At 40.9% G+C, this 3760-nt stretch carries 4 protein-coding genes; 1 reads left to right on the top strand and 3 read right to left on the bottom strand.

What is annotated here, in order from left to right; genetic code table 11:
* Positions 1 to 48 precede the first annotated feature (48 nt).
* A complete protein-coding gene (locus tag JR005_RS09030) occupies positions 49 to 1275 on the bottom strand; it encodes an MFS transporter (RefSeq protein ID WP_151837717.1) in 1227 nt (408 codons plus the stop codon).
* 53 nt (positions 1276 to 1328) lie between these two features.
* Complete coding sequence (locus tag JR005_RS09025; RefSeq protein ID WP_218664927.1) at positions 1329 to 2117, bottom strand: alpha/beta fold hydrolase; 789 nt, start codon at positions 2115 to 2117, stop codon at positions 1329 to 1331.
* Positions 2118 to 2288: 171 nt separating this feature from the next.
* Here JR005_RS09025 and JR005_RS09020 point away from each other — a divergent pair, with 171 nt between their 5' ends.
* On the top strand, positions 2289 to 3218 hold the full coding sequence (locus tag JR005_RS09020) for a LysR family transcriptional regulator (protein WP_218664926.1): 930 nt from the start codon (positions 2289 to 2291) through the stop codon (positions 3216 to 3218).
* Here the strand turns inward: JR005_RS09020 and JR005_RS09015 are convergent.
* Entirely contained in the window at positions 3207 to 3620 is a 414-nt protein-coding gene (locus JR005_RS09015) for a GFA family protein (RefSeq protein WP_218664925.1), read from the bottom strand. The genes JR005_RS09020 and JR005_RS09015 overlap by 12 nt on opposite strands.
* Positions 3621 to 3760: the final 140 nt, after the last annotated feature.

Genomic DNA, 3760 nt, shown 5'->3' with positions numbered 1-3760 from the left:
AGGTCGGGTTGGATTTTTTTATTCTATTTTTAATTTCCTTTTGAAACCTTAACTTTGAGTCATCACTTTTCCCTGTCGAATTTCTTTCATTAATATCAACGAGAAAATAACATTTAAAAGCGCCAGTAACGCGATGCTATAAAGTACCGTATTTGCACCAAACGCATCAATCATATACCCAGCAATCAACGGCGTCATGGCTTGTGCAATGAGTGATGGACGAGCCAATTTTCCCATAAGATAGGCATATTCTTCCTTTTTGACCAAGGTCAGCGGTAAAGTGCCACGTACGATAGAACGTAAGCCATTGCCTGCGCCATAGATAATCATTGCAAGTGCAGCATATTTCGGTGAGATGCACAGCAAAATAATCCCGACCACCACTAAAACAACCGATACCAAAAGCGATTTAATCGGATGATCAAACTTAATCACCAAATCCAGCATCCGTGATGCCACCTGACTTGGCCCAATCAAAGCACTAATCGCAATGGCGCTGGCTAAAGCCAGACCATTTTCTTGCAAAATATCAATCAATTGCACTGTCATCACTGTCATGATAATTGAAGTAATCATAAAAATAATCGATATTAAGTGATAGGTTGATTTGGGCAAGCTCATCGAGTTGGTTTTATTTTTTTGCTGTAGCGCAGACGGTTCAGCGATTTTTTTAGGTTTAGGCAATGCATAGTGATAAATCGGCCAGATCACAATAATCATCAAGACTGCACCAAACACACAAGTCGCTCGCCAACCAAATAACGAGACCGCATAAGCCTGAACAGGCCAGACTATCGTAGTACAAAAGCCAGAAATGAGCGTAACACTCACTATCGCGACTTTGGCATTTAAACCAAATAGATTACCCAAGACTGCAAATAACGTGTCATACAGACCAATCGCCATCCCTAGCCCAATTACAATCCAGGCTAAAAAGAAAAAGGCCAGATGATAACTAAAGGCCAGAATGAACAACCCTAAAGCCGTGATGATCCCGCTCATGGCCAGAATTTCCTTGCCACCATGACGGGAAATTAAGCGACCAATATAAGGCAGTGCAAATGCGGAAACCAAAATACTTAAAGATAAAGCACCGTAGACCAGTTCACGTCCCCAGCCCATTTCGGACATAATTGGACGCGCCATGACTGCCAATAAAAAGAAAGATCCTCCCCATACGATAATCTGTGCGATTCCAATGAGGAGGACTGAGAAAAAAGAAGGTTTATCTTGATCAGCTAGTTTGAACACAGCCTTCAAGCGGGGTGCTAACATGTATTAATCCATAGGATTTTGCGGCAATTGAACTTAACAATCGCGGTTGCAACTTATACATTTACCTCAACCTCATGATTCAAATAATTTTGAATAAAACCTAAAACGATATCTGGCTTTTCTGCATGCAACCAATGCCCTGTTCCTTCAACAGTTTCAATGTGCGCTTGCGGAAATTGCTGTTCTATTTCGGCTTGATATTGAGGCAAAATGTACTCCGAATTTCCACCACGGATAAACAAACAAGGTTTATTCCAAGGCTGGATTGGATTCCATCCCACAAGATTTCCATAATTGGCTTTAAATGCGTCTACATTATATAGCCATTGACCTTTTACAAAGGATTTAAGTAAAAACTGCACAATCATCTCATGCGGTAGATACTTTCTCATGATTTCTGCCGCCTGAGTACGGCTTAAATTTGGATTGTGTTGTTCAATCACAGCATCAATCGCAGCAAACATGCCTTCATGGCGCTCACCTGCATAAGGCACAGGTGCGACATCCAATATGACCAATTGCTCAACGCGTTCAGGAAATAAACCGACGATTTTCATCGAGGTTTTTCCACCCATAGAATGCCCAACCAGAGAGAAACGATTGACCTGTAAATGATCGAGTGTTTCGACCACATCCTGCGCCATCAACTCATAACTCATATCTGCTGCATGTGGCGACCCACCATGATTACGCAAGTCTATTTGAATCACATGATGATTCTGATTGAGCTTTCTTGCAATCATCCCCAAATTTGACAAGCTACCAAATAAACCGTGTAACACCACAACTGGTATCTCAGTCGCGGGGTTCGGTGAAGCGTGATATTCAGCATTTAAAATCATGGTATTGAGTCCCTATTCAATCTTGGCTTATCTCTGACAAAAGATGGGTTGAAAAACCGACTTTGATCAGTTGTGTATCAATGGCATCCTAAAGCTGATGATAAATGTACTGTTCTTTCTCTGATAGGTAAAATATAATTTTAAGATTACTGTCATACTATTTTACTATTTATGATCAACTTTCGTTTGATTCGTCATTTATGGTTATTTTTAACTGTCGCAGAAGAACAACATTTCGGTCGTGCCGCAAAAAAACTTGGAATGTCACAGCCTCCTTTGACTGAGCAAATTAAGGTTCTGGAGCATTCTTTAAACTTACAATTATTTGAACGTTCACGACGGGGCACCAAACTGACACCCGCTGGACGTGCTATTCTTCCTGCGGTTAAAAAACTGGCAGATCAACTGGAAAATTTGGAAATTGCAGTTCGAGAAGCGGCGCAAGGCCAGATTGGAACCATTACAGTTGGGGCAATTAGTGCTTCGATTATTGAGGTTTTACCTAAATTTATTGAACACGCCAAATTGCATTTTCCTAATCTGACCATTCATGTCAAAGAAATTGACACAGTGGAAGCAATTCCCGCACTGGAAAATGGCGATATTGATTTGGCATTCGCCCGTCTGGAAGGGGATTTGGGAAATCATATTGCATCTCGTCCCCTAATTCGCGAACATCTTGCCGTTGCGCTCCCCGAAAAGCATCCTTTGGCAGCACACCAGGAAGTCTCTCTTTCTCAGTTGAGCCAAGAACAATTTATTATGTTTGCACGCAAAATTAGCCCTTTATCATATGATATTTTGACAGGAATGTGCCGTAAACAAGGCTTTTTCCCAAAAGTCATTCATGAAGTGCGCTCAGTTGCCTCACAAATTGCGTTTGTGGGATGTGGACAAGGCATTGCTTTGGTGCCTCAATCCATCACACGCTTTTCATATCCCAATGTGGTTATTTTACCTTTGGCAGAACATCTAGAATTTATTACTACCGCCATGGCATGGCGTAGCGACCGCGATAATCATTTGCTCGAATCACTTCTGGAAAGTTTAGATCTGGATCACAAACAGGCTGTTGACCCAGAAATACCTTTATTTAACTAATGTAGCAGGCAAAGCTTCTGGATATTGCGGAGCCTGATCACCAATGACGTCCCATGTCGCTTTCGAGTTGACATAGGCATGTGAAATCACGTTGACATTGACTGGTTCGTTGATCAATCCTGCACGTAAGCGAATGACCTCAGGTTTATCCAAACGTGCGCTATAAATTGGTGAGCCACATTGTTTACAAAATACCCGCTTTTTATTTGGTGTTGCAAAATAAGCTTGTAAAAGTTCTTCACCCTGCACAATTTCCAGATCTTTAGTTTCAATCTGTGTAATTGCAGCAAATGCACTGCCTTGGGCTTTTTGGCACTGTTTACAGTGACAGACATTAATTGGATTTAAAGGAGCCAATAGTTTTAATTGAATGCCGCCGCATAAACAAGACGCTGTAAACATCTCACCTTTTCCCTGTCAAAGTTTTATCAAAATATCGCATATTCCAAATATTACACCAATAGCAACTTGGTTTTTCTCAATTTTATTCTTATGAATCATCTACGCTAAAATGGTAATTTTTAATTTTGTTTGGCTTTTTC

The organism is Acinetobacter sp. Colony158, from assembly GCF_019264745.1.
In the GTDB taxonomy this organism is placed as follows: Bacteria; Pseudomonadota; Gammaproteobacteria; order Pseudomonadales; family Moraxellaceae; genus Acinetobacter; species Acinetobacter ursingii.
This window is presented reverse-complemented; position numbering and strand designations above follow the sequence as displayed.